Raw genomic sequence first — 22046 nt, 5'->3', positions numbered from 1 at the left:
GACCGATGAGCGCCCCGCATTTCGAGCGTGCGCGCCTGTGGTGGGGCATGGGCTGGGCGCTTGTCGCCCTGGTGATCTTCTTCTCGCTCGAACCCAAGCCGCCCGAAGTGCCGGGCGATCCGGGCAACTGGAGCGGCCACCTCATCGCATACGGCACGCTGGCAGGCTGGTTCACCCGCTTGCTGTACGCGCGGCGTTCGCGCTTCCTTGCCTTGGGCCTGCTTGTGTCGATGGGCGTGGTGCTCGAATTCCTGCAGGGCATGACGGGTTATCGCACCTACGATCCGCTCGACATGCTGGCAAACAGCTGCGGCGTGCTGCTGGGACTCGCGCTGGCGCCACCACGTTTTCCGAACGGCTTGCCCACGCTGGAACGCTGGCTGCGCCGAGTCACCGGATGAAGCAGGCACTTGGCACCGGCGTGCTGTGCGCGCTGGGTGCGGGCCTCTTGTGGGGGCTCGTATTTGTCGCGCCGCGGATGCTCCCCGACTATCCGCCGACCCTGCTTGCGTTCGGGCGCTATCTGGCTTTCGGGTTGATCGCGCTGCCGCTCGCCTGGCGCGACCGAGCCGCGCTGGCGCGCTTGCGTGCCGCCGACTGGCGCATGGCCTTCGAGCTGGCGCTGGCCGGCAACATCCTCTACTACCTGTGTCTTGCGAGCGCGATCCAGCTTGCCGATGCGCCCCTGCCTACGCTGATCATCGGCACCCTGCCGGTGGTGATTGCGCTGTTGAGCAATGCGCGCGACGCCACCTTGCCCTGGCGCAGCCTGTTGCCGGCGCTGGGTCTGATCGGGCTTGGCATCGGGCTCGTCAATCAGCAGGAACTCGCCCGCCTCGCGCCGGGCGCCGGGCGTCACTACGGCCTTGGCGTGCTGTTTGCGCTCGGCGCACTGCTGTGCTGGACCTGGTATCCGATCCGCAATGCTCGCTGGCTCAAGCAGCATGCCACGCTGGGTTCCAGCACCTGGGCCACGGCGCAGGGGCTCGCCACGCTGCCGCTCGCGCTGTTCGGCTTTGTCGCGACGCTTGCTGTGGCGCGACCAGCGGGCTACGCGCTGCCGTTCGGCCCGCAACCGCAGCGCTACTTGATGCTGATGCTGGCGATGGGCCTGTTTGCATCCTGGCTGGGCACTTTGCTTTGGAACCGCGCGAGTCGTCTGCTGCCTGCTGCGCTGAGCGGCCAGCTGATCGTGTTCGAAACGCTCGCGGCGTTTGCCTACGCTTTTCTGTGGCGTGCGGAGATGCCCGCATTGCCGGCGCTGGCCGGCATGGCGCTGATGCTCGCCGGGGTTGTAGCGGCAGTCTGGGCGGTGCAACGCCAGCGTGGCGTGTGAGCGGGTTTAGTGGCGGCGCTGCGCGAGTTCGGCGCGCCGCAGCAGGCTGTCGAGCGCTTCGTCTTCGGGCTGCAATTGGGCACTGCCGCTACGCGCACTGGCGATGATCTCGCCCCCGGTCCACTGCACCGGGTCGCCCGCCAGTTCATGCGCCAGCCGGGTGGCGACAAGGTCTGCGGCGGCGCCGTCGGTCTCGGGCAGCAGCAGCGCGAAGCGGGCTCCTTCGAAGCGCGCGACGACATCGAGCGTGCGGGTACTGCCGAGTGCGATGCCCGCCATGCGCCGCAGCACGGCGTCGCTCGCGACATGGCCGTGCCGCGCGACGATGGCCGCAAAGTCTTCGATCTCCAACATTACGATCGCGAGCGGGTGGTGATAGCGGCGGGCGCGGTCGAACTCGCGCTGCGCCATCTGCAGGAAGAAGCGGCGGTTGTAGGTGTGGGTGGTCTCGTCGATCTGCGACAGCCGGGCGAGTTCCATGCGCATGGCCTCGAGCGTGTGCAGCAGGCGCAGGAAGGGCGCCACGCAGAGCGGGATCACGATTAGTGGCGCAAGCGCGGCGATCAGCAAGGGGGCGACGCCTGGCAGGCGCCCAACCACCACATAGGCCGCGAGCGTGAGCGCCAGCGACAGCAGCACCGCGAACGCGGTGGCAAGCAGCAGGCCGCGGCGCGGCCCAAGGTGCAGCAGTGTGTCGGCGACCTGCCCCAAGCCGCTTCCTTGGGCGGGCCGAGCTGTATCGTGCAGTACGTCCATGCGGACTCCTGGCTGGATCGGGGCGGCGAGCACCACGTTGACGGCGGAGCCCGCTGACCCTATCAGCATACTGCGATCTGGCGCGCTGCTGTGGCACCATCGCAGCCGGACCCCCACAAACTGCCGCGATGCACGGACTCCATCTCACCGCCGACCTGCTCGACTGCCGCTGCGATCTGACGCTGCTGACCGATACCGGCGCGCTCGCCGCGGTCTGCCGGGCTGAGACGCTGGCGGCGGGGCTGACCGTGGTGTCGGAGCTGTTCCACCGCTTCCCTGCGCCGGACACCGCGCCCGCCGGCATCACCGGCGTGCTGCTGCTGGCTGAATCGCACCTCGCGGTGCACACCTGGCCGGAGCTCCGCGGGGTGACGCTCGATGCCTACGTCTGCAATTACTCGGCGGATAACTCCGCGCGCGCCGAAGCCTTGATCGAAGCCCTGCTGGCGCATTTTCAGCCCCAGCGCCTGTGTCGCAACCGGCTGCAGCGGGGCGCACTGATGCAGCCGCCGAGCTAGGGGGGCGTGATTGCCGCTGCGCCCGGTGCGTTGCGCATCCTGAAGCGTTGCCGGTAGGCGGCGGGTGACAGCCCCACTTCGCGGCGGAACGCCGCGCGCAGCGATTCCGGCGAGCCATAGCCGCACGCGGTGGCGATGGCATCCAGCTGCGCGTCGCTCGACTCAAGCATCGCGCGGGCCCTGCCGATACGCAGCTGGCTGAGCCAACTCATCGGGGTGAGGCCGGTGGCGTCCTGGAAGCGGCGCAGGAAGCTGCGTTCGCTCATCGCGGCACGCCGGGCGAGTGTCGCGACGCTCAGCGGCTCGGCGATATGCGCTTCCGCCCATGCGAGCACCGCGTCAAAGCGCTGGCTGCGCCGCTGCGGGTAAGCGGCCGGGATGAACTGGCGTTGGCCGCCGTCGCGATGCGGCGTGACGAGCATGCGCTGCGCGACCCGGTTGGCGATTGCGCTGCCGTAGTCCTGCGCGATCAGGTGCAGGCCCGCATCGATGCCGGCTGCGCTGCCGGCCGCGGTGAGGATGCGGCCCTCATCGACATACAACACATCCGGGTCGAGCCGAACCTGCGGGAACAGTGCGGCAAAACGCTCGCAGTGGCGCCAGTGCGTGGTTGCGCGGCGCCCGTTCAGCAGGCCGGCATGGCCCAGCAGGAATGCGCCGGAGCAGATCGACATGAAGCGCGCGCCGCGCGCATCGGCACGCTGCAGTGCGCGGCGCAGTTCGGCTGGGGGCGGCGCGGCGTCGGTGGACCAACCGGGAATCACGATCAGGTCTGCACGGTCGATGGCGTCCATGCCGCCGTCACTGGTCAGCCGCAGTGAGCCAACGGCCTGCGCCGCAGCCTCGCCGGCGATGAGGGTTTCGAAGCGGTACCACGGCACGCCCAACTCGGGCCGCGCGAGGCCGAACAGCTCCGCGGCGATGCCCAGTTCGAACAGAGCAACGCGCGGATGCAGCACTGCGAGAACCAGAGGCGTGGTGTTCATGTTGGCGGTAATGCACCGATCTGTGTCGTCGCCGCCACTGTAGCGTGCCGGCGTGCTTGGCCACAATTGCAGCACCCAAACCCGTTCGGAGCCCACCATGCCAAGCCCGGTTGCAACTGTTCCAGCCGCGTCGCCCGATGAAGCCCTGCGCCATTTCGCCGCCCGCCTCGGTTTCGAGACGGATTGCTGGGATGTTCACGCCAGCCTCGCCGCCGGCGCGCCGGACTTCGTGCTGCTCGATGTGCGCAGCCCGGCGCTGTACGCTCAAGGGCATGTTCCGGGCGCAATCAACCTGCCGCACGGCAAGATCACCGAGGGCGTGATGCGCCGCTTCCCGGCGCACGCGCTGTTCGTGGTGTATTGCGCCGGCCCGCACTGCAACGGCGCCAACAAGGCCGCGCTGCGGCTCGCCGGACTGGGCTTGCCGGTCAAGGAGATGATCGGCGGCATCACCGGCTGGGCCGATGAAGGCTTCGAATTCGCGACCGGCGAGCAGCCCGGCAAGGTGGCCGAACATGCTTGAGCTCCGCCCCAACTGCGAGTGCTGCGATTGCGACCTGCCGCCCGACAGCACCGAGGCCCGCATCTGCAGCTTCGAATGCACCTTCTGCGCGGACTGTGCCGATCACCGCCTGCAGGGCCTCTGCCCCAACTGTGGTGGCGAACTGCTACGGCGCCCGCGACGCCCGGCTGAAAAGCTGGACGTCAATCCTGCATCGGACCATCGCATCCATAAGCCCTGCCCGGACTGACAGCTGCCGGGGCAGACGCCGCACCGCTCGTCAGCCGTTTGTCATAGGCGCTACCAGCTTCGCTACACTGCGCGCCCGAATCCAGCCTGCCGTAGCGCCGAGCAATGCGAATCGAAGATCGAATGAATGCCTGGTGGGCCGGCCTGGCGGTTGTCGCCACGGCTTGCGTGCTGCTTGTGGCTTGCGGCGGTGGCGGCGCTGGCGACACCGGCAACACTGCGACGCCGGGCGGTACAAGCGGGGGCTCCACGCCGCCTGCCAGCGGCCAGATCCCTGCCGAACGCCCTGTTCTCAACCCGGTCGCCGCGACCTCATGGTCGCCGTGCAGCGCTGAATACTTTGGCGGGTGTGAATTCGAGGGCCTGCGCGAGATCCGCTACGGCACCGACGGCAAGTGGGTGATCCAGCGCTACCTCAACAGCTTCCCCGGCTGGCATTGCAGCGCGGCCAACTTTGGCAGCGACCCGGCGCCCGGCGAAACGAAGCGCTGTGAAGTGTCGGACGTGATGATGACCGGCACCATCGCGGCGCCCAATGTCTGTTACGCCGGCGGGATGTGCCCGCAGATCGACCTCTCGGCGATTCCGATGGGTACCGAAGGCTATGGCGAGCTGCGGGTGCAGCCCACCACCGACCTCGGCACGCCCTCCAGCGACGGCGTCGGCGCATTCCGCACCATCTGTGGTTTCTCGCACATGGCCTTCGACGATCCGATCGTGTTTCCGGGCAAGCCCGGCATGTCGCACCTGCACGCCTTCTTTGGCAACACCGGCACCAACGCGTATTCCACCGCGCAGTCGCTCGCCGGCAGCGGCAACTCCACCTGTGCGGGCGGCATCGCCAACCGCTCGGCCTACTGGGTGCCTGCGCTGATCGATACGGTCAGCCACAAACCGATCGTGCCGAGCGACCCGATCTGGTATTACAAGACCGGCTACGGCGGCGTGAAGGCGGCCGATGTGAAGCCGATGCCCGCCGGCCTGCGCATGATCGCCGGCGACATGAAGGCCAAGGGCGCGCAGGACGTCGCCAACTGGTCCTGCCGCAGCTCGCCGGAACACTTCGCCACCATCCCGAACTGCGCGGTGGGCGACAACGTGCAGATGTCGGTGCGCTTCCCGCAGTGCTGGGACGGCGTCAACCTCGATTCGCCCAACCACAAGAGCCACATGGCCTACCCCACCGGCAGCGGCTGCCCGGCCACGCACCCGGTCGCGCTGCCCGAGATCACGCTCAACGTGCTCTACCTCGTCCGCACTGCCGACGCACCGCTGAACTGGCGCTTGGCGTCCGACGACTTGTCGCTGCCGGCCGGCTATTCGGTGCACGCCGACTGGTTCGACGGTTGGAACCCCGAGATCCGCGACACCTGGATCAAGCACTGCGACCAGGCAGCCGTGGATTGCCACGCCTACCTGCTGGGCGACGGGCGCACCCTTTACTGACATCGCTACCGCAGGCGGCTCACGCCGTCTGCGGCCGGTTTTCTGCAGCCTGTTCCGCGCCGGCTGCAGTTCATCGCAGGCCGCTCGCGGCTACCAGGGCGCTCATCCATTCTTCACTCAACGCAGCACCGATGCTGCCCCCAAGTGAAAGACAGGAGACCGCCATGAACGCCCTTCGCATCCGCCCGACCCAAGCCCTCGTCGCTGCCCTGATCGCCGTTGCCGGTTTTGCTGCCACAGTGGGTGGTACGGTGGTCGGCTATCAGCAAGTCGCCTCGCAGGCGGTCGTGCAGACGCCAGTGACTGTCGCCTCCGCCGCTGCTCCGCGTGGCTAAGCTACGCAGCGCGCGAGACGCCAAGCGGTGTCCTCGGGTTGCCCCGTTGTGCTCAGCGCCGGCGGTCACGTGATCCTTCAGGGCGTTGGAAGCTGCGACAGAAAATCCGCCAGCGCTTCCAGATCCGACTCCGCATACGGCTTGAGCACACCGACCATGTCGGCGTTGGAATTGCCGCGCTCGCCGCTGCGGATCAGCTTGAGTTCGCGCAACAGGTAGCCGTAGTGCTGGCCGACGAGGCGCGGGTTGAACTGTTCGGCGATGCCCTCGCCGTTCGCGCCGTGGCAGCGCGCGCAGTCCTGGACATACAGCGATCGGCCGCGGCCGATCATCGTACCTGGCCCTTTGCCGGTGGGGCCGGCTACGGGCAACGAGGCAAGGTAGCTGGCGATGTCGGCGATCGCGTCGAGTGTGAGATCCGGGTCGTCCAGAATCGGCGCCATCAGCGGGTTGTTGCGTTTGCCGGTGCGAATGTCGAGCAACTGCTTGCGGATCACGGACGCATGTTGCCCGGCGAGACGCGGAATCGTGCCGCTGCTGCGTCCTGACGCATCTTTGTGGTGGCATCCGGCGCATTCCGCGAATACCGCCTTGCCGCGTGCCGGATCACCTTTTTGCTGCAAGGCGGCGTCGAACTGCGGGCCGCTCAGCGAGGCCGGCACTTCGGCGACTACGGGGGCGCTGGCGAGGATCGCCAGAACGAAGACGATGCTGCGCATGGACACGATGCTCCTAACGGTTCTTCGGCTTGTCAGGCGTGGGATGGCCGCGCATGAGGGTCGGCATGACCTACTCAGCGAGCCCCAACGCGCGGCGCAGCGCGCCTGGCGTGGCGGCATAGGCAAGCGCGGCGATGCGGCCCCCTTCCAGGCGCAGCACGGTGACGCTACCGCCTTCGCGGGGGAGTTCGGCGGTCAGCGTGGCATCGCGCGCCAGGCCCACCGGATAGGCGCGTTTGCGCAGCGCAGGCAGCGCAAACATGCTTGTGACCAGCGCCGGCATGGCGCTGATATCGGCGACATAGTGCAGTTGCATGGCGTCGAGGTGCTCGGCACCGATGCCGTCGAAGACCTGTATCACCAGATCGCTGGCGGCCTTGTCTGCTGCAAAGAGCAAGGTGCGTGTCGCGGGTGCGATGTCGAACGCGCGGCCGTGCTGGTCCTCAAGGCGTGGCAGTCGAAGCGTGTCGCCCACCGCGAGCGGTGCAGCACCTGCCAGCATCGCGTGGATCAGCAGGGCAAGAAAGAAGGCTCTTCGCAGAACTCGGCGCATGGTGGTGGTCTGGCGTACCGGATGAGGACTCATACGTTAGCAGGACGGTGGTCGTTGCCGCTCGCGTCAGCGAGCCCTGGCCGGTATCAGTGCTTTGCCTCGGTCTGGGTGCCGCGGGCCCGGAGGATCGTGGCGAGGTTGCCTTCGATCCAGTCGGCCAGCGCCTGAACCCGCTGTGCGACTTCCTGGCCGAGCGGGGTGAGGGAATACTCGACATGCGGCGGCACCACCGGGTAGGCCACGCGCAGCACGAAGCCATCGCGCTCCAGCCATTGCAGCGTTTGCGCCAGCATCTTCTCGCTCACGCCGCCAATCTTTCGGCGCAGGTCGCTGAAGCGATGCGTGCCGCCCAGCAGAGCGACCAGCACCAGCACGCCCCAGCGGCTGGTGACGTGTTGCAACACTTCGCGTGAGGGGCACAGCTCGGCAAAGACGTTGCCGCGCATCAGGCGTTCCGACAAGGTTTCTGCGCTTTCGGCGGGGGCGGGGTGAGCGTTGGGCATGACACTAACTTTCAGGTGCGTACTTACGAAAAGTAAGTTTAGTCGATAGGCTGCGAACCACCAACCTTCCACTACAGGAGTTCGCATCATGATCGTCGTTACCGGCGCTTCCGGCCAGCTCGGCCGCCTCGTCATCAATTCCCTGCTCGCCCGCAAGGTGCCCGCAGCTCAGATCGTCGCCGCCGTGCGCAACCCGGCTCGTGCGGCCGATCTCGCTGCGCTGGGCGTGCAAGTGCGTGCCGCCGACTACACCCAGCCCGCCACCCTCGACGCGGCTTTCAAGGGTGCCGACCAGGTGCTGCTGGTGTCGTCGAGCGAAGTGGGCCAACGCTTTCCGCAGCACAAGAACGTCATCGACGCCGCGAAGCGCGGTGGCGTGAAGTTGCTGGCGTACACCAGCCTGCTGCACGCCGACAGCTCGCCGCTCGGGCTGCGCGATGAGCATTTCGCGACGGAGCAGTACCTGCTGGAAGTCGGCCTGCCCCACGTGGTGCTGCGCAATGGCTGGTACACCGAGAACTACCTCGCCAGCATCCCGCCCGCCGTGCAGCATGGCGCTTACATCGGCAGCGCCGGCGAAGGCCGCATCGCATCGGCCGCGCGAGCCGACTATGCGGATGCGGCGGCCGTTGTCCTGACCACGCCAGATCAGGCCGGCAAGGTGTACGAACTGGCCGGCGACGAGAGCTACACGCTTGCCGAGTTCGCCGCCGAGTTGAGCCGCCAGACCGGCAAGCAGATCCCCTACATCAACATGGCCGAAGCCGAGTTCAAGGGTGCGTTGTTGGGCGCCGGCCTGCCGGAGCCGATTGCCGCCCTACTGGCCGATTCCGACACCGGCGCCTCGAAGGGCGGCCTGTTCGACGATTCGCACACCTTGAGCACCTTGATCGGTCGCCCGACGGCATCGCTCGCTGCGCTGATGCAGGCGGCGTTGAAGTAAGCCGCGTCCAGCACGATGGTCGGCCCCGGGCGTTGCCCGTGGCCGATGAAAAGAAGGGGCTGCATGTGCAGCCCCTTTCCTTATCGATCAGCGATCGTTCTTGCGGCCCTTGGGCGGGCCCCAGGGTTTCTTGTCACCCGCGTAAGCGGGCTTGGGGGGGCGGTCGCCGAAGGGGCGCGGGGCCCGGTCGCCTTGCGGACGTGGCGGTCGGTCGCCCCAAGGACGATCACCCTGCGGGCGGTCACTCGCGGGCCGGTCGGTCTGTGGCCGGTCACCCCACGAACGTTCGCCCTGCGGCCTGTCGCCCTGTGGTCGGTCTGAACGCGGACGCTCGCTGAAACTGCGCTCACCTTGCGGCCGATCGCCGTAGGGGCGGTCGCCTTGTGGGCGCGGGCGCGGCGGGCGGTCGTCGGCCCAGCGGCCCTGTGGCTTGCGGTCTTCAAAGCGCCCGCGATCACCTTCGCGTTGTTTGCCGCGGTCACCCCAGCCGCCGCCACTGCGCTCATCACGGAAATCGCGGCGCGGCGGGCGGCGCTCCATGCCTTCGGCTTCCCCTTCTTCGAGCGGTCGGATCGCCAGTGCCTGGCGACGCACGCGGATCGCGCCGATCTGCGCCAATACGTCGGCGGGCAGGTCGCGCGGCAGTTCCACCGTCGAGAAGTCCGGGAACAGGTTGATCTGGCCGATGTAGCGGCCTTCGATGCCGCCTTCGTTGGCGATCGCACCGACGATCTCCTTCGGCATCACGCCGTCGTTGCGGCCCACGTTGATGCGGTAGCGCGCCAGTGCGCCAGCTGAGAACTCGCGGCGCTTGGCGAGGATCTCTTCGCGGTTCTCGCGCGCCGGGCGTTCGCGTTCCGGCCTTGCAGCGGGTTCATCCGGCCATTCGGCGGGGTCGAGCTTGAGCGGGCGCTCGCGTTGCGCGATCCAGGCCAGCGCAGCGGCGATTTCGTGCGCGGTGAGGTCCTGGTCGTCTTCCATCTGGCTCACCAGCTCGACGAAGTATTCCAGCGATTCGTTCTCGATCACCTCGGTGATCTGCTGCTTGAACTGCTCGGCGCGCTTAATCTCCACTTCGCTGCGCGTCGGCAGGCGCAGCGGTTCGATCGTCGCGCGGGTGACGCGTTCGATCGTCTTCAGCATGCGGAACTCGCGCGGGCTGACGAAGAGGATCGCGTTGCCGGTGCGCCCCGCACGGCCGGTGCGGCCGATGCGGTGCACATAGGCCTCGGTGTCGTAGGGGATGTCGTAGTTGATGACGTGGGTGACGCGCGGCACATCGATACCGCGCGCCGCCACGTCGGTCGCGACGACGATGTCGAGCTGGCCGTTCTTCAGCTGCTCGATCACGCGTTCGCGCAGGCCCTGCGTCATGTCGCCGTTCAGCGCCGCGGCGGCGATGCCGCGTGCTTCGAGCTTCTGCGCCAGCTCTTCGGTGGCGATCTTGGTCCGCACGAACACGATCGCGGCGTCGAAGTCCTCTTCCACTTCAAGGATGCGCGTGAGGGCATCGAGCTTGTCCATGCCGCGTACGGTCCAGTAACGCTGGCGGATCGCCTCGACGGTGCTGGTCGCGGCGCGGATCTTCACCTCGCGCGGTTCGCGCAGGTAGGTGCGCGCGACACGGCGGATCGGCTCCGGCATGGTCGCCGAGAACAGCGCGGTCTGCCGCTCGGGCGGCGTGTGCTGGAGAATCCATTCAACATCGTCGATGAAGCCCATGCGCAGCATCTCGTCGGCTTCGTCGAGCACCATCACGCGCAGCGCATCGAGCTCGAGGCTCTTGCGCTCGAGGTGGTCCATCACCCGGCCCGGCGTGCCGACGATCACCTGCGGCCCGCGCGACAGCGCCCGCAGCTGCACCACCATGCTCTGGCCGCCGTAGATCGGCAGCACATGGAAGCCGGGCAGGTGGTGTGCGTACTTCTGCAGGGCCTCGGCAACCTGGATCGCGAGTTCGCGTGTTGGCGTGAGCACCAGTGCTTGCGGGCGGCGCTCGGCGATGTCGATGCGCGAGAGCAGTGGCAGCGCGAAGGCGGCCGTCTTGCCGGTACCGGTCTGCGCTTCGCCGATGATGTCATTGCCTTCCAGCAGCAGCGGGATGCAGGCGGCCTGGATCGGCGAGGGGGTTTCGTAGCCCACGTCCGCCAGCGCGCGCAGCAGCGCTTCGGGCAGGCCGAGCTCGGCGAAGGTGGTCGGGGTGTCGGGTGTAGTCATGGCGGGGGCCCTGCGAGGACGGCCCGAAAACACGGGCCAACCCTGAAGTATCGCCGACGCGGCGCCGTTTGCCGAATATCTGCAGGGGGCGGATGCCCCGCGTGGCGGCTCAATCGTCGCTGTCGCTCTCGCGCGGTGGCGTCCAGCGCTCGGCGAGATGGCGCGACTGGTAGTCCAGTTCGGGGAACAACGCGGCCTCGGTGATGCCGATCAGCGCCAGTTCGCGCCGCATGGCGGCACGCTTGGCGCACGGGACGCGCAGCCATTTGAGGATGCGCGTCCGGCTCAGCGCGGCATCGATGTCGAGCAGATCGACTGGCGCACCGATCGCGCTTGGCGACAGGGTCTTGCCCGCCCAGGCAGAGGTGTCGGCAACGTAGCGGCCGCCGTGCAAGGTGAAGGTGCCAGCCTGGTTCCGGATGCGTGGGTTGGCCCGCGGCGGGAACACGGCCACCGGCATCGATAGCCGCAGCGCGAGGCGCTCCGAACTGGCCCAGTTGGTGTCGTCGAACAGTTTGACGGGCCTGATGCCGCGCGGCGTGTTCAGGGGCACTGCACGCAGGTCCACCGTTTGCGCCTCGCTGGCGATCTGCGATACCGGGATCGGCGTGTCGCCGATCGCGCCGAGCAGCCGCGCGTGGCGATAGTGCTCGCCGTCGATGTCGGGAGCTTGCAGGCTGCGGGCGACACAGTCGCGCCATTCGTCGCGATTGCGTACGCGGCACAGCGCGGCACGGGCTACGACGTCGGCGTCGTGGGCGTACAGCAGCTCGGCGCTGCGGCGCGTGGCGGAGCTGTAGTAGTTGAGGCGCCTCGCGTTGAGGATCCAAATCGCGGCGTCTTCGCCGCAGTCGTCCAGGTGCGGCTCGCGCACCGCGAAGAACAGCGCGACCAGCAGGTTCTCGGTCCAGTCGAGCAGCCGGGTTGGCGCGAGGTAGTGCTGCATCGTGACCAGCGCGGCGAAGTCCGGCGTGCCGGCCGGCGCTGCATCCGGGTTCAGTGCGCGAAAGTGGCGCGTCAGTGAAACCTCATCCATCGGCGCGCGCCCTGGTGCCGGCCGTAGCAGGCTTGGCACGAGCCGGTAGCTGGCGCGTTCATGGCCGCGAAACCACAGCCCGAAGCGCGCATCGCCGCGGCGTGCGCTGGCTTCCGGGGCGAGCGCGTCGAGCAGCTTGCCGCGGGTCAGCGCGTCGATCGCCTGCGCGACGCTTTCGATGGTCTTGGATTCGGCAGGAATCTCGCGCATGGGGCAGGCTCGCTTCGCGTGGGGGCTCAGATTCTACGGTGCGCAAAAACAAAAACGGCGTGCCGGATGCGCACGCCGTTTTTCAGTTGCCGTGAGCGGACGATCAGATCAGCACATTCACGATCGCGTTGCCGATCCCGAGCAGCGCGGCGCCCGAAATCAGGCCGGCGCAGATCGGTTCAAGGCCGTCGACCCAGATCGCGTGGCCGCGGGTGCCGGGCTTGCCTTCGTTGCGGCGGCTCATGACCCAGAACAGCAGCGCACCGACGAACATCGTCAGCGATGCATCCGGCGGCAGCACGACGCCAAGGCCGATCGACACCGCAGACAGCGGGAAGCGGCCCTTCGTGACGATCTTCGCCACTTCGATCGCGATCGCGGCGACACAGGCGAGCACCATCGCGATGACGGCGGAGGTCGGCAGCGAGGCCACGCCCTTGGCGATGATCTCGGCGACACCCTTCCACTGCAGCGCAGCCGGGAAGGCGAAGGCGTCCGAGACGATGGTGGTGGTCGAGCGCACGCCTTCGGCGTTCTTCGGCAGGAAGAGCAGGAAGAACAGCGGTGCGCAGGCGAGCGCGCCGGAGAAGATGCCGATCACATGGCCGATCGCCTGCTGGCGCGGCTTGGCGCCGAGCATGTAGCCCGGCTTGATGTCGGAGAGCAGGTTCGCCGCGTTGGCCGAGATCTCGGCCGTCATGCCGGCGGGCAGCAGGTTGCTCGCCGGGTTGCTGCGATCGAGTGCGCCGATCGAGAACTGCGTGATCTTCGCCATCGCGCCGAGTGGAATCCACGAGGTCAGCGCCATCGAGTTGGTGCCGATGATGGTCAGCACGAAGATCAGTGGCAGCGAGACCACGCTCAGCAGCCAGGGCACGCCGAAGAACTCGTGCGTGACCCAGGCACCGAGCACGCTGAACAGCGGCACACCGACATACGAGACCCACAGCGGCAGCTCGATGTCCTTGAGGATGTCAGGGCCGTTGCTGACCGCCTTGTTGCGGCCGCTCATCGACTTCCAGGCGCTCTTGAAGATCTCCGGGCGGCCGACGAGGCTGACCAGCGACCCGGTCACCATCATCGCGACACCCCACCACAGCGACCACTGGTTGACGATCTCGCCGCGGTTGATCGGGATCGGCGTGCCGTCGGCCGCCACGCGCGGCACGATGTCGCCGAGCTGGATCACGATCGGCGCGAGCACCGCGAAGTTGATGAAGCCGCCGAGCAGCACGCTGCTCGCGACCGCGATGCCCATCAGGCCACCCACGCCGATCAGCGAGGCGTCCAGCGTCGCGCGCCAGCCGAGCTGGCGGATATCGGTACCGAGGATCTTCGGGATCCACAAGTGATAGGCGGTCGCGAGGTTGTAGTAGTAGGTGTCGAGCCGCTCATGGAAGGTCCAGGGCTCGGTCATGCCGGCCCACTTGTCCATCTGAAGCAGCTTGAACTGGATCAGCTTCATCCAGCCGTCCGACACGATCATCTGGTAGAGGCCGGTGACCCCTGCCACCACGGCCAGCAGTCGCGCCTTGAAGATGCCGACCGCGGCATCGCTGGTGTAGAGCGAATCGAGCACCACGCCGCAGGCGCGCCCCTCGGGGAAGGGCATCTGTTGGTCGTTGACGAAGTAGCGTTTGAGCGGGAAGGCGATCAGCACGCCAAGGATCGCGACGATCACCTGCCACACGACGATCTGCCACGCCGGAATGATCTTGTCGGTGATCAGCATGTAGGCCACCAGGCTCGCCGTGAGCGGCGTGGTCATGTAGCCCGCTGCGGTGGCGATCGACTGGGTGCAGTTGTTTTCCAGGATCGTCATGTCGCGCGTGATGCCCGCCTTGGAGAGCGAACGGAACAGCGCAAACGAGAGGATGACCGAGGTGAGCCCGACGCCCAGGCCAAGACCTGTTTTCGCGCCGATGTAGAGCATGGTGGCGGAGAGGATGCCGCCGAGCAGGAAACCGGTGAGTGCGGATCGGATCGTGAGCTGGGCCATGTCGCCCCGATACACGTTCTTGAACCACCATTCGTCTTTTTGTGCCCGCGTCCAGGTGCGGGTCTGTTCATCGGTCAGATGTATCAGGGCCATGTGCTGTTTGAGCCGGTTGGTTGAAGGGCCTTACCCCGCAACAGCCGGCGCCCGGGTAGGGCGCCCGTTGCCGGGGCGCGCGCATTGTGACAGAGGCGTGACCGCGGAAGATAGGGCCGCCCGCAGCACGCTTGCGCCGGCACAAACCGGCCGCTGATCCGCCGCGGTCGGCGATCGGGCGCACGGCGTGCTGATCAGCGAGCGCTGGCCTTGGTTTTCGTCCGCGCGCAATGGTCATGGCAAGATCAAAGCGCAGGCCCGACGCTGCGGCTCAACGCTGGCGGATAGACTGCGTGGGCGCGCAAGGTCGGGATCGCGTGATCCACGGTGGGCCAGTGACGGTGCAGGTGGACCGAGCGGGCGCGCATGCGGCGCCGGAATCGACTACGCTGGGCGGGCGGCCACCCATGGCTGCCCTATCGAAAGGTCGATTCGTGAAGCCCCTGAGCGGACTGGACGGCAGCTTCCTGCATCTGGAAACGGCGGCAACGCCGATGCATGTGGGCTCGTTGCACTGCTTCGAGCCACCCCCCGGTGGTGCCGCGCAGTTCCGCAACGCGATCCGCCAGATGCTGGCCGAGCGCCTGCCGCGCACGCCGGTGCTGCGGCGCAAGCTGGCGACGATGCCACTGCAGTTCGCCAACCCGGTGTGGATCGACGACCCGGCGGTAAACCTCGACGACCATGTCCGCAGCGTGACCTTGCCGATGCCCGGCGGCCAAGCAGAACTGGAAGACTGCATCGGTGAGTTGCATGCGCAGTTGCTCGATCGCGAGCGCCCGCTGTGGATGCTGTACGTGATCAACGGGCTCGCCGAGGGGCAGGCTGCGTTCTACGTGAAGATCCACCACGCGGTGCTCGACGGCAGTGCCGGCGTCGCACTCGCACACGCCTTGTTCGACAGCGAGGCGCAGCCTGCCGCGACGCCTGCCGCGCCCGCACGTCGAGCACGAACTGCACCGCCTCCGGGCGTGCTGAGCCTGGCCGCTGCCGCCGTGCAGCACGACGCGGTGCAGTACCTGAAACTGGTGCGCCATCTGCCTGCAGCGGCCCGTCTGCTCGGCGGGCTGGCGAAACACGCGCTTGGCGCGCGCGGCGAAGCATCGGGCGAATCGGCGTTGCGGCGCAATCTCGCGCTGGGGCCGAAGACGGCATTGAATGTGCAGATCACCGGTGAGCGGCGCTTCGCCGCGATCAGCCTGCCGCTCGACGCGCTCAAGCAGATTGCCACGGCGAACGACGCCAAGCTCAACGATGTGGTCCTTGCGCTGTGCAGCGGCGCGCTGCGTCGCTACTTCGCGCACCGCGGCGGCGTGCCCGAGAAATCACTGATCGCAGCAATGCCAATCTCGCTGCGCGAAGCCGGTAATGCGGAGTTCACCACCAAGGCCACGATGGCTGTGGTGAGCCTTGCGACACAGATCGCCGACCCGTTGGCCCGTCTTCAAACGATTCGCGAAGCCGCAGGCGCGGTGAAGGCGGTGGCCAAGCGCGCGGAATCCATCCTGCCGACCGACTTCCCGTCGATTGGCCTGCCCTGGGTGCTGGGCGGGCTCGCGGCGCTGTATGGTCGCAGCACGCTTGCGAACCGGATTCCGCCGATTGCGAACCTCGTGATCTCCAACGTACCCGGCCCCACGGCACCCTTGTACTGCTGCGGTGCCCGCATGATCGACTACTGGCCGATCTCGATCGTCGAACACGGGCTTGGGCTCAACATCACGGTAATGAGCTACGCAGGCCAGCTGGGTTTTGGCATCACCAGCGCGCGTATCGCAATGCCGCAGCCACAAAAGCTCGCCGATGCGCTGCGACAGAGTTTTGATGAACTGTGTGCGGCATCGCGGCCGGCGGCTGTGTCACTCAAGCCAGCACGAAAGCGGCGCGCCGGCGCGACGGGGGCGCGGACATGAGCCGCGTTGCGGCAAACGGCATCGAGATCGAGTACGAAGCGCTGGGCGACCCAGCGGCGCCGGTGATCCTGTTGATCATGGGCCTGGGCATGCAACTCGTGAGCTGGCCGGACGCTTTCTGCAACGCGCTGGTGGCGCGCGGCTTCCGCGTGATCCGCTTCGACAATCGCGATAGCGGCTTGTCGACGCACCTCAAGGCGCGCAAGCGGCCCGGGCTGCTGCGCACGATCGTCGGCAGTGCGCTGGGCCTGCCGCCGCGTGTGCCCTACACGCTGGCCGACATGTCCGATGACAGCGCCGGCCTGCTCGACGCGCTCGGTATCGCGCAGGCCCACATCGTGGGCGCCTCGATGGGCGGCATGATCGCGCAGCTGCTGGCTGTGCGGCATCCGGAGAAAGTGCTGAGCCTCACATCGATCATGTCGTCGAGCGGCAATCCGCGGCTCTCACGCCCCAAGCTGCATGCGATGCGTGCGCTGCTGAGCCGGCCCGCCGAACCGGGCAATCCGGAAAGCGTCGTCGAGCATCTGATCGGTGTCTTCGGCGTGATCGGCAGCCCCGGCTTCCCGATTGCGCGTGAGCACTTGCGGCGCCAGATCGCAGCCGGCGTGCGCCGTGCCTATCACCCGGCCGGCACGGTGAATCAGCTGCTGGCGGTGATCGCCTGCGGCGACCGGCGCCGCCTTCTCAAGCGCATCGCTGCACCGACGCTGGTGCTGCATGGCGACGCTGACCCCCTGGTGCCGCTCGCGGCAGGCCGCCATACCGCACGCCATATTCCCGGCGCGCAACTGCAGGTGATCGCAGGCATGGGACATGATCTCGCGCCCGGCGTGCAGGCGATCCTGGTGGATGCGATCGCACAACACTGCGCGCGCTGATGCTGCGCCCCGCCGCACGCAGAGCGGCGGCTGTCTATACTCATCGCATCCGCCAACCGTCTGCCGGGAGCGCACATGCAATGGGCTCAGCACGGAACGTATTCGCTGGAATGGCAGGGCGCAATTCTGGTCACCCGTCTCGTCGGTGAGTGGAATGACGTTGCTGCGCGCAACATGCACCGCGATGCGCGCGCCTTGTGGCAGGCCCGCAATGGGCAAGCCTGGGGTCTGTTGACCGACGCGCGCGAATGGGGCGGCGGCACGCCCGAGTGCTTCGACGCCTGGTGGGCCTTCTTCGAAGCGGGGGTCGCCGCGGGCATGGTTGCAGCAACCGACATCCTGCCTTCCATGCTGCACGCGCTGATCGTCAGCGAACTCGCCGAGCGCGCACGCCGCATGGTCCGCTACCGCCGCAGCCAAAACATCGACGACGCCCTCGCCTGGCTAGCCGAGCAGGATCTGCAGATTCGCTGACTGCCTTTATGCGCGCTGAAGCGGGGTGCGTCCGATCAAACGGCCCGTCAGCGATCGACGTAAGGGGACGTCGATGCGTCGCTCCAGCCAGACTGCCAAGGGTACGAACAGCGCGACGAAGACCACACCGCTGTATGGCGCGAACGTCGTAATCATTGTCGGTGCAAGGTGCTGCACGAGTTCGCCGACCGGCGCGTGCAGCACGTACATCGGGTAACTCGCTGCACCGAGTGCGAGCAGCCCGCGGTCGAAACGGGTGGCGCTATCCCGCGACATGCTGAGTACCGCGAGCGGGAAGAGCAGGCAGACCGCGGCAAGGTCCACTACGACGTTGAGGCGGCCCATATCGGGCGAGAGCATGACGCCACACACAACGAGGAAGGCAAGCCATGGCGAACCAAGGCGCTCGACCCAGTTACTGACGCGAGCACCGTTGCGGAACAGCAGCACGCCCATCGCGATACCAAACACCGCGCGTGTCAGCCCGATCAGCAATGACTCGGCGGTGAACGAGTAGCCGTCGTCGAGGCCGCCCATGCGAACTGCCATCCGCGCCAGTACCAGGGCCGCGAACGACAGAATCCAAACCAGCACACGATTGCTCAAAACCCGGTGGCAGACCGCGTAGCCGAGGTTCGCAATGAGTTCAAAAAACAGCGACCAGTATGGCCCGTTGAGAGGGAACAGGATTGAATCGCGGTGCGGCGGTGTCGGCAGAAAGAATGCCGTCATCGCGCTGGCCACCCACAGCGACTCGGCGAGCATTGGTGTTGGGGTAGCCGACAGGCTCCAGGCCAGCATGGCAAGTACGAGCGACAGGAGATACATCGGGTAGAGCCGGATCAACCGCACCAGCATGAAGCCGCTTTTTGTCAGCTGACCATCGCGCAATCGTCGGTCGTAGGCGCTGGCAATCACGAAGCCACTCAGCACGAAGAACAGGTCGACGGCGAGGTAGCCCCGGTAAATCTCGAAGTTCCAGAATGCATCCGTGTGTCGGGTCAGCACCAACAGTGCGGCAACGCCGCGAATGCCGTCGAGAAAAACATAGCGGGCGTTTGCCATCCAGAATCCCGTTTCCAAGCAGCGGCCAGCCCGGTGGGCGTGGCGACGGGGGATTCTAACGGCGGCGGCCGCTCACCCGCCGCGCGGTATTTCCTGTTTGGCCGAAGGTTCAGTGAGTGCTCAGACGTTCCAGCGTGCTGCGTATCGCGCTGAACCAAGCGTCGGCGAGTTTTGCGTTGCCAGTGCCGTCGGGGCGGAAATGTACGCCGTCGTTCGCAAGGTCGTTCACGCTGACCGCGTCGTGAATCGGCACGCTGTGCAGGCGGGTGTCCTGCAGCATTCGCGCGGCAAGGCCCTCTTGAACGAGGGTGTTGAAGTGCTCGATGCGCGAGGCCAGGTACGAGTCCGCCAAGGGCGGGGTCGAGCCGACGAAAAGTTCTGCCTCGGGCGCGAGTTCGCGGATGCGGTCGACCAGCGCAAGCAGGTTGGCGGCGATCGCGTCGTCCCCCTGCGTTGTGTAGACATCGTTGGTGCCCGCCAGAAGCAGGATTACCGCAGGGTGCCCTGCCGCGAGCCAGGTTCGCACGTTGCCGGCTTCGGGATCGCTGCGACGACCGTCGCGCAATTCGTAGGAACTCCAGCCACCGTGGCCTTCATGGTTGGGGTCGGGCAGGCCGGCGGATGTGAGCGTCAGCGAGCCGACGAAGTTCACCGGCAGGTTTGCCGCGATGAAGCGGCGGTAGAGTTCGAAGCGGAAGCCGCCGTAGGTCGAGGGCCAGCCTTCGGTCAGCGAATCGCCCAGCGCCATCACGCGTACGCCGGTATTGAGCCAGGCGGGCGTTTCAATCGACATGGGCACGCTCGTCGGCGCGGTTTGCGTTTCCGACGCGCCGCTGCCGCAGCCGGGCAGAACACAGAGCGGTAACGCCGCAAGCAGGCCGAGCCGCAGCACTCTCCGGGCGACATTCGGTTTTAATGCGTGCGCAAACCGGGGCAGGGCGTGAGTCATGGCGATAATCGGGTATGAGGGGAAGACACCCTCTATACCGGACATGAAGCGCTACTGACTTCATCCAGCGCAAAAGCCGATGACATTGTCCTTGCTGGTGCGGCCAGGCGTCGACTGCGCGGTTCAAGCCATCAGCCGGCGGATCGAACCGCAGACCGAGATGAGCTGGTCGTCGTCCATGCGCTGGATGATCTTGCGAATGACCGAGCCGATCACCTGCTGTGCGCCGGCCAGCCCGAGGTTCGCGGATTGCTGGACGATGAAGCCGGCCTTCGACTCCTTCAGCGGTTGCATGAAAAAGTAGTCCATGCCGCTGTTCATCAGCTCGACGACCAGATCGGCGAGCGCCACACCATGTTCGCCGGGATCGTCCGCGCCTTCGATCAAGGCCAGCAGTTCGAGCGTCTTCTGGCGCAATGCTTCCGAATGGTAGAAGCGCAGAAACGGCTTCTCCGATACGGCCGCGGTACTTTCGGGCGGCGCTGCCGGTTTGCGTTTCGATGAGGTGGCCATGCGATCGATGATACGCCCCGGCCGACGATGCCGTCCGGTTCATCGTGGCGATGGATTCGGCCGTTCAGTCCAACGCGGGCTCATCCGGCGCCAGCAGGCCAAGCTGACCTTCGCGGTCGAGCCCCACTGCGCAGGCGCCATATTCGCGTGGCACGCGGAACCGGTGCCCGGCGAGATGCACTTCCACCGATTCGTAGATCTTCTGTGTTGCGATCACGCGTGCGCCGAGCGACAGCGCAACCTTGCGGTTGATCTCTTCGTACTGCTCGCGCAGCTCAGCGATTGCAGCCGCGATCGCTGCGGCCGTTTGGCGCGCCTTCGTCACGGTGGCATCCGGCAGCCTGCCCGGATGCTGACGCGCCAGCGCGAGCAGTTTGCTGACTTCGAGCAACTGTGTTTCCTTGGCGTCGCGGCTCTTTGCCAGCTCCAGCATCTGCTTGTGCATCGCCGGATTGATGCCCAGTTCGATCTGCGTCGTCAGGCGCTGCGGGCTGCCGACTTCTTTTGCCGTGAGACTCAGCGTCGCCTGATGACGGCCACCGATGAGGCAGCCGCGCTTCTTCCTGCCGACGACGATATGGTTTGCAGCGACCAGCTCACACTGGATCGCGGCGTCCTCGATCACGATGCAGTCACCGGCCTCGATATGCGCGTTCTGCGCATAGCCCGCTTCCACGCTCACCGCCGCGCGGGTGATCGGCGCGCCGCTGCTCTTGCCGTCCTTGCGACCCAGTGCGCCGATGATGCCACCGCGCACGACCACGCTGCCGCCGGCGTCCAGCGTCGCGAGTTCAGCCACGCCGCCGACCTCGATATCGCCGGTGGCGCTGACCGTCATGCCCGACTCGACATCGCCCTTGATCTTCACGCTGCCTTCGAAGCGGATGTTGCCGCTCGTCATGCTCACCGACTCGATCACCAGCACTGGCTCCACGATCATGCCGTCGTGCCGCAAGACCGGCTGACCCGTGATCGCAGCCACGAGAAGATCCGGGTCCTCTGCGCTTCGTTTCGTGCCCGGCAGATCTGCGCCGAACACAACGGCCTTGCCTGGTTGCGCCGGCACGATGGTGCCGGTGAGCGTACGGCCGGGCGTGCCGGCCGTGGGTGGTATCCGGCGCATCAACGCGTCACCCGGATGCACCACCAGCAGATCGCCCAGATCGCGATAGTCCACCTGCCCACTTTCGCTGACCTTCGGGCTGCGGGTGCGGGGCTGTGTCTGGCAGGGTTCAAGCCTGCCGTCGGCGCCGTGTTCCGGCGCCAGGCCGCGTGCGATCACCATGTGATCGGCAACGCCGGCCGCGAGCGCTTCGGTCAGGGCAGTCTGGTCAACGCCGGATTGAACGCCGAGTTCGGTCAGCGCAGCGAGCACGGCATCCCGAGATATTGCTGCGCCGCCTTCTGCGGGTACCAGGCTCAAATGCGCCAGCATTTGATCCTCGCTCATAGCGACGCTGAACGTCGCATCCACGGCCTCGGCAATTCGAAGCGACGCCACGGCAGTACCGGCGCTGCAGGCCGCCAGCAGGGCTGCGAGCGCCTCTGCGGACATCCGGAACGCACCCCAGCCGTGCTCCGCGAGTGTTGCGCGCAAGCCTTCTTCGGTGACCGCAGCCGCCCCCGGCTGCGGTGTGAAATCCACCAACACCGCCCGCTGCGCTTCGTCGAAACTCAACGTCAGCGGCTGGTCTTCCTGCTCTGCGGATACGTCGCCCATCTGTGGCCCCCGATCCGAACGTCACGCGGTGATGGAACAGGATGCCGCGACACGTGGGGAAAGGAAAGCCTAATCAGCTTGGCCGTTGGCGGGCGATCAGCTTGTTTTGCAGCGCCCAACGCGGGCCGGC

Annotated in this window: 23 protein-coding genes; 11 read left to right on the top strand and 12 right to left on the bottom strand. The window is 66.9% G+C overall.

The window, feature by feature from the left end; all coding sequences use genetic code 11:
• Window positions 1-5 precede the first annotated feature (5 nt).
• Entirely contained in the window at window positions 6-401 is a 396-nt protein-coding gene (locus HH302_RS10335) for a VanZ family protein (protein WP_172201978.1), read from the top strand.
• Window positions 398-1336 (top strand): DMT family transporter, encoded by a 939-nt coding sequence (locus HH302_RS10330; protein WP_172201976.1) that lies wholly within the window; start codon window positions 398-400, stop codon window positions 1334-1336. The genes HH302_RS10335 and HH302_RS10330 overlap by 4 nt, the downstream gene beginning before the upstream one ends.
• Before the next feature lie 6 nt (window positions 1337-1342).
• Here HH302_RS10330 and HH302_RS10325 read toward each other — a convergent pair whose 3' ends face one another.
• Complete coding sequence (locus HH302_RS10325) at window positions 1343-2092, bottom strand: diguanylate cyclase (RefSeq protein ID WP_172201973.1); 750 nt, start codon at window positions 2090-2092, stop codon at window positions 1343-1345.
• A gap of 128 nt (window positions 2093-2220) precedes the next feature.
• On the opposite strand from HH302_RS10325, the gene HH302_RS10320 reads away from it, so the two are divergent.
• Window positions 2221-2610, top strand: coding sequence for an S-adenosylmethionine decarboxylase family protein (locus HH302_RS10320; protein ID WP_172201971.1), 390 nt, complete (start codon window positions 2221-2223; stop codon window positions 2608-2610).
• Here the strand turns inward: HH302_RS10320 and HH302_RS10315 are convergent.
• Window positions 2607-3596 carry a helix-turn-helix domain-containing protein gene (locus HH302_RS10315; protein ID WP_172201969.1) on the bottom strand — a complete coding sequence of 330 codons (990 nt, stop codon included), beginning with the start codon at window positions 3594-3596 and terminating at the stop codon, window positions 2607-2609. The genes HH302_RS10320 and HH302_RS10315 overlap by 4 nt on opposite strands.
• 97 nt (window positions 3597-3693) lie before the next feature.
• Here HH302_RS10315 and HH302_RS10310 point away from each other — a divergent pair, with 97 nt between their 5' ends.
• From HH302_RS10310 to HH302_RS10295, 4 genes are all read left to right on the top strand, one after another.
• On the top strand, window positions 3694-4119 hold the full coding sequence (locus HH302_RS10310; RefSeq protein ID WP_172201967.1) for a rhodanese-like domain-containing protein: 426 nt from the start codon (window positions 3694-3696) through the stop codon (window positions 4117-4119).
• A complete protein-coding gene (locus HH302_RS10305; RefSeq protein WP_172201965.1) occupies window positions 4112-4348 on the top strand; it encodes a DUF1272 domain-containing protein in 237 nt (78 codons plus the stop codon). The genes HH302_RS10310 and HH302_RS10305 overlap by 8 nt, the downstream gene beginning before the upstream one ends.
• A gap of 122 nt (window positions 4349-4470) precedes the next feature.
• On the top strand, window positions 4471-5793 hold the full coding sequence (locus tag HH302_RS10300) for a DUF1996 domain-containing protein (protein ID WP_172201963.1): 1323 nt from the start codon (window positions 4471-4473) through the stop codon (window positions 5791-5793).
• A gap of 164 nt (window positions 5794-5957) precedes the next feature.
• On the top strand, window positions 5958-6128 hold the full coding sequence (locus tag HH302_RS10295) for a hypothetical protein (RefSeq protein WP_172201961.1): 171 nt from the start codon (window positions 5958-5960) through the stop codon (window positions 6126-6128).
• Window positions 6129-6205: 77 nt separating this feature from the next.
• On the opposite strand, the gene HH302_RS10290 is transcribed toward HH302_RS10295, so the two are convergent.
• From HH302_RS10290 to HH302_RS10280, 3 genes are all read right to left on the bottom strand, one after another.
• Window positions 6206-6847 (bottom strand): c-type cytochrome, encoded by a 642-nt coding sequence (locus HH302_RS10290; protein WP_172201959.1) that lies wholly within the window; start codon window positions 6845-6847, stop codon window positions 6206-6208.
• A 70-nt stretch (window positions 6848-6917) separates the two neighbouring features.
• Window positions 6918-7400, bottom strand: a complete 483-nt coding sequence (locus HH302_RS10285; RefSeq protein ID WP_172201957.1) for a hypothetical protein — start codon at window positions 7398-7400, stop codon at window positions 6918-6920.
• 86 nt (window positions 7401-7486) lie between these two features.
• Window positions 7487-7903 (bottom strand): helix-turn-helix domain-containing protein, encoded by a 417-nt coding sequence (locus HH302_RS10280; RefSeq protein WP_172201955.1) that lies wholly within the window; start codon window positions 7901-7903, stop codon window positions 7487-7489.
• A gap of 88 nt (window positions 7904-7991) precedes the next feature.
• On the opposite strand from HH302_RS10280, the gene HH302_RS10275 reads away from it, so the two are divergent.
• Entirely contained in the window at window positions 7992-8846 is an 855-nt protein-coding gene (locus HH302_RS10275; RefSeq protein WP_172201953.1) for an SDR family oxidoreductase, read from the top strand.
• 87 nt (window positions 8847-8933) lie between these two features.
• Here HH302_RS10275 and HH302_RS10270 read toward each other — a convergent pair whose 3' ends face one another.
• From HH302_RS10270 to HH302_RS10260, 3 genes are all read right to left on the bottom strand, one after another.
• A complete protein-coding gene (locus HH302_RS10270; RefSeq protein ID WP_172201951.1) occupies window positions 8934-11063 on the bottom strand; it encodes a DEAD/DEAH box helicase in 2130 nt (709 codons plus the stop codon).
• A 109-nt stretch (window positions 11064-11172) separates the two neighbouring features.
• On the bottom strand, window positions 11173-12309 hold the full coding sequence (locus tag HH302_RS10265; protein WP_172201949.1) for an FRG domain-containing protein: 1137 nt from the start codon (window positions 12307-12309) through the stop codon (window positions 11173-11175).
• 103 nt (window positions 12310-12412) lie between these two features.
• Complete coding sequence (locus tag HH302_RS10260; RefSeq protein WP_172201947.1) at window positions 12413-14401, bottom strand: OPT family oligopeptide transporter; 1989 nt, start codon at window positions 14399-14401, stop codon at window positions 12413-12415.
• 407 nt (window positions 14402-14808) lie between these two features.
• Here HH302_RS10260 and HH302_RS10255 point away from each other — a divergent pair, with 407 nt between their 5' ends.
• The 3 genes from HH302_RS10255 to HH302_RS10245 all read left to right on the top strand — a co-directional run bounded on the left by HH302_RS10255 (window position 14809) and on the right by HH302_RS10245 (window position 17669).
• Window positions 14809-16314 carry a wax ester/triacylglycerol synthase family O-acyltransferase gene (locus HH302_RS10255; RefSeq protein WP_216661858.1) on the top strand — a complete coding sequence of 502 codons (1506 nt, stop codon included), beginning with the start codon at window positions 14809-14811 and terminating at the stop codon, window positions 16312-16314.
• Window positions 16311-17195 (top strand): alpha/beta hydrolase, encoded by an 885-nt coding sequence (locus HH302_RS10250; RefSeq protein WP_172201945.1) that lies wholly within the window; start codon window positions 16311-16313, stop codon window positions 17193-17195. The genes HH302_RS10255 and HH302_RS10250 overlap by 4 nt, the downstream gene beginning before the upstream one ends.
• A 75-nt stretch (window positions 17196-17270) precedes the next feature.
• On the top strand, window positions 17271-17669 hold the full coding sequence (locus HH302_RS10245; protein WP_172201943.1) for a hypothetical protein: 399 nt from the start codon (window positions 17271-17273) through the stop codon (window positions 17667-17669).
• A gap of 6 nt (window positions 17670-17675) precedes the next feature.
• Here HH302_RS10245 and HH302_RS10240 read toward each other — a convergent pair whose 3' ends face one another.
• The 4 genes from HH302_RS10240 to HH302_RS10225 form a co-directional block, all read right to left on the bottom strand.
• Window positions 17676-18734: an acyltransferase gene (locus HH302_RS10240; protein WP_172201941.1), complete on the bottom strand. Its 1059-nt coding sequence runs from the start codon at window positions 18732-18734 to the stop codon at window positions 17676-17678.
• Window positions 18735-18843: 109 nt separating this feature from the next.
• Entirely contained in the window at window positions 18844-19527 is a 684-nt protein-coding gene (locus HH302_RS10235) for a GDSL-type esterase/lipase family protein (RefSeq protein ID WP_172201939.1), read from the bottom strand.
• Window positions 19528-19806: 279 nt separating this feature from the next.
• Window positions 19807-20196 carry a hypothetical protein gene (locus HH302_RS10230; RefSeq protein ID WP_172201937.1) on the bottom strand — a complete coding sequence of 130 codons (390 nt, stop codon included), beginning with the start codon at window positions 20194-20196 and terminating at the stop codon, window positions 19807-19809.
• 64 nt (window positions 20197-20260) lie between these two features.
• Window positions 20261-21916 carry a DUF342 domain-containing protein gene (locus HH302_RS10225; protein WP_172201935.1) on the bottom strand — a complete coding sequence of 552 codons (1656 nt, stop codon included), beginning with the start codon at window positions 21914-21916 and terminating at the stop codon, window positions 20261-20263.
• Window positions 21917-22046: the final 130 nt, after the last annotated feature.

It is taken from the genome of Niveibacterium sp. COAC-50 (genome assembly GCF_013184235.1).
In the GTDB taxonomy this organism is placed as follows: Bacteria; Pseudomonadota; Gammaproteobacteria; order Burkholderiales; family Rhodocyclaceae; genus Niveibacterium; species Niveibacterium microcysteis.
The sequence above is the reverse complement of the archived record's forward strand: the minus strand, read 5'-3'. Positions and strand labels throughout refer to the sequence as shown.

What these genes read in the sequence shown, in the direction of transcription:
- HH302_RS10310 (WP_172201967.1), top strand. Translation starts at nt 3,694, where the DNA reads ATGCCAAGCCCGGTTGCAACTGTTCCAGCCGCGTCGCCCGATGAAGCC.
- HH302_RS10330 (WP_172201976.1), top strand. Translation starts at nt 398, where the DNA reads ATGAAGCAGGCACTTGGCACCGGCGTGCTGTGCGCGCTGGGTGCGGGC.
- HH302_RS10255 (WP_216661858.1), top strand. Translation starts at nt 14,809, where the DNA reads ATGGCTGCCCTATCGAAAGGTCGATTCGTGAAGCCCCTGAGCGGACTG.
- HH302_RS10240 (WP_172201941.1), bottom strand. Translation starts at nt 18,734, where the DNA reads ATGGCAAACGCCCGCTATGTTTTTCTCGACGGCATTCGCGGCGTTGCC.
- HH302_RS10250 (WP_172201945.1), top strand. Translation starts at nt 16,311, where the DNA reads ATGAGCCGCGTTGCGGCAAACGGCATCGAGATCGAGTACGAAGCGCTG.
- HH302_RS10290 (WP_172201959.1), bottom strand. Translation starts at nt 6,847, where the DNA reads ATGCGCAGCATCGTCTTCGTTCTGGCGATCCTCGCCAGCGCCCCCGTA.
- HH302_RS10245 (WP_172201943.1), top strand. Translation starts at nt 17,271, where the DNA reads ATGCAATGGGCTCAGCACGGAACGTATTCGCTGGAATGGCAGGGCGCA.
- HH302_RS10235 (WP_172201939.1), bottom strand. Translation starts at nt 19,527, where the DNA reads ATGTCGATTGAAACGCCCGCCTGGCTCAATACCGGCGTACGCGTGATG.
- HH302_RS10280 (WP_172201955.1), bottom strand. Translation starts at nt 7,903, where the DNA reads ATGCCCAACGCTCACCCCGCCCCCGCCGAAAGCGCAGAAACCTTGTCG.
- HH302_RS10260 (WP_172201947.1), bottom strand. Translation starts at nt 14,401, where the DNA reads ATGGCCCTGATACATCTGACCGATGAACAGACCCGCACCTGGACGCGG.
- HH302_RS10265 (WP_172201949.1), bottom strand. Translation starts at nt 12,309, where the DNA reads ATGCGCGAGATTCCTGCCGAATCCAAGACCATCGAAAGCGTCGCGCAG.
- HH302_RS10295 (WP_172201961.1), top strand. Translation starts at nt 5,958, where the DNA reads ATGAACGCCCTTCGCATCCGCCCGACCCAAGCCCTCGTCGCTGCCCTG.
- HH302_RS10320 (WP_172201971.1), top strand. Translation starts at nt 2,221, where the DNA reads ATGCACGGACTCCATCTCACCGCCGACCTGCTCGACTGCCGCTGCGAT.
- HH302_RS10230 (WP_172201937.1), bottom strand. Translation starts at nt 20,196, where the DNA reads ATGGCCACCTCATCGAAACGCAAACCGGCAGCGCCGCCCGAAAGTACC.
- HH302_RS10270 (WP_172201951.1), bottom strand. Translation starts at nt 11,063, where the DNA reads ATGACTACACCCGACACCCCGACCACCTTCGCCGAGCTCGGCCTGCCC.
- HH302_RS10335 (WP_172201978.1), top strand. Translation starts at nt 6, where the DNA reads ATGAGCGCCCCGCATTTCGAGCGTGCGCGCCTGTGGTGGGGCATGGGC.
- HH302_RS10305 (WP_172201965.1), top strand. Translation starts at nt 4,112, where the DNA reads ATGCTTGAGCTCCGCCCCAACTGCGAGTGCTGCGATTGCGACCTGCCG.
- HH302_RS10225 (WP_172201935.1), bottom strand. Translation starts at nt 21,916, where the DNA reads ATGGGCGACGTATCCGCAGAGCAGGAAGACCAGCCGCTGACGTTGAGT.
- HH302_RS10285 (WP_172201957.1), bottom strand. Translation starts at nt 7,400, where the DNA reads ATGCGCCGAGTTCTGCGAAGAGCCTTCTTTCTTGCCCTGCTGATCCAC.
- HH302_RS10325 (WP_172201973.1), bottom strand. Translation starts at nt 2,092, where the DNA reads ATGGACGTACTGCACGATACAGCTCGGCCCGCCCAAGGAAGCGGCTTG.
- HH302_RS10315 (WP_172201969.1), bottom strand. Translation starts at nt 3,596, where the DNA reads ATGAACACCACGCCTCTGGTTCTCGCAGTGCTGCATCCGCGCGTTGCT.
- HH302_RS10300 (WP_172201963.1), top strand. Translation starts at nt 4,471, where the DNA reads ATGAATGCCTGGTGGGCCGGCCTGGCGGTTGTCGCCACGGCTTGCGTG.
- HH302_RS10275 (WP_172201953.1), top strand. Translation starts at nt 7,992, where the DNA reads ATGATCGTCGTTACCGGCGCTTCCGGCCAGCTCGGCCGCCTCGTCATC.